Origin of the sequence: Rosenbergiella sp. YN46, assembly GCF_036620675.1 — a bacterium.
Classification (GTDB): domain Bacteria; phylum Pseudomonadota; class Gammaproteobacteria; order Enterobacterales; family Enterobacteriaceae; genus Jejubacter.
Genome location: NZ_JAZHEE010000079.1, coordinates 1 through 1,301, shown reverse-complemented (window position 1 = coordinate 1,301; position 1,301 = coordinate 1). Strand labels below are relative to the sequence as shown.

Genomic DNA, 1,301 nt, shown 5'->3' with positions numbered 1-1,301 from the left:
GCTTTATCGTTACTCATGTCAGCATTCGCACTTCTGATACCTCCAGCATACCTCACAGTACACCTTCGCAGGCTTACAGAACGCTCCCCTACCCAACAACACTAAAGTGTCGCTGCCGCAGCTTCGGTGCATGGTTTAGCCCCGTTACATCTTCCGCGCAGGCCGACTCGACCAGTGAGCTATTACGCTTTCTTTAAATGATGGCTGCTTCTAAGCCAACATCCTGGCTGTCTGGGCCTTCCCACATCGTTTCCCACTTAACCATGACTTTGGGACCTTAGCTGGCGGTCTGGGTTGTTTCCCTCTTCACGACGGACGTTAGCACCCGCCGTGTGTCTCCCGTGATAACATTCTTCGGTATTCGTAGTTTGCATCGGGTTGGTAAGCCGGGATGGCCCCCTAGCCGAAACAGTGCTCTACCCCCGAAGATGAATTCACGAGGCGCTACCTAAATAGCTTTCGGGGAGAACCAGCTATCTCCCGGTTTGATTGGCCTTTCACCCCCAGCCACAGGTCATCCGCTAATTTTTCAACATTAGTCGGTTCGGTCCTCCAGTTAGTGTTACCCAACCTTCAACCTGCCCATGGCTAGATCACCGGGTTTCGGGTCTATACCCTGCAACTTAACGCCCGGTTAAGACTCGGTTTCCCTTCGGCTCCCCTATACGGTTAACCTTGCTACAGAATATAAGTCGCTGACCCATTATACAAAAGGTACGCAGTCACACCCCGAAGGGTGCTCCCACTGCTTGTACGTACACGGTTTCAGGTTCTGTTTCACTCCCCTCGCCGGGGTTCTTTTCGCCTTTCCCTCACGGTACTGGTTCACTATCGGTCAGTCAGGAGTATTTAGCCTTGGAGGATGGTCCCCCCATATTCAGACAGGATAACACGTGTCCCGCCCTACTCATCGAGCTCACAGTCTGTGCACTTTCATGTACGGGGCTGTCACCCTGTATCGCCGGACTTTCCAGACCGTTCCACTAACACACAAACTGATTCAGACTCTGGGCTCTTCCCCGTTCGCTCGCCGCTACTCAGGGAATCTCGGTTGATTTCTTTTCCTCGGGGTACTTAGATGTTTCAGTTCTCCCGGTTCGCTTCATTAACCTATGGATTCAGTTAATGATAGTGTGACGAATCACACTGGGTTTCCCCATTCGGACATCGCCGGCTGGTAACGCCTCATATCGGCTCACCGACGCTTTTCGCAGATTAGCACGTCCTTCATCGCCTCTGACTGCCAGGGCATCCACCGTGTACGCTTATTCGCTTAACCTCACAACCCGAAGATGTCTTCG

1 rRNA gene is annotated in these 1,301 nt (G+C 52.6%); it reads right to left on the bottom strand.

From position 1 onward, the window contains the following. Nucleotides 1–1,279 (bottom strand): 23S ribosomal RNA (locus V3W49_RS22535); the annotation flags it as partial. Between the last annotated feature and the right edge of the window lie 22 nt (nucleotides 1,280–1,301).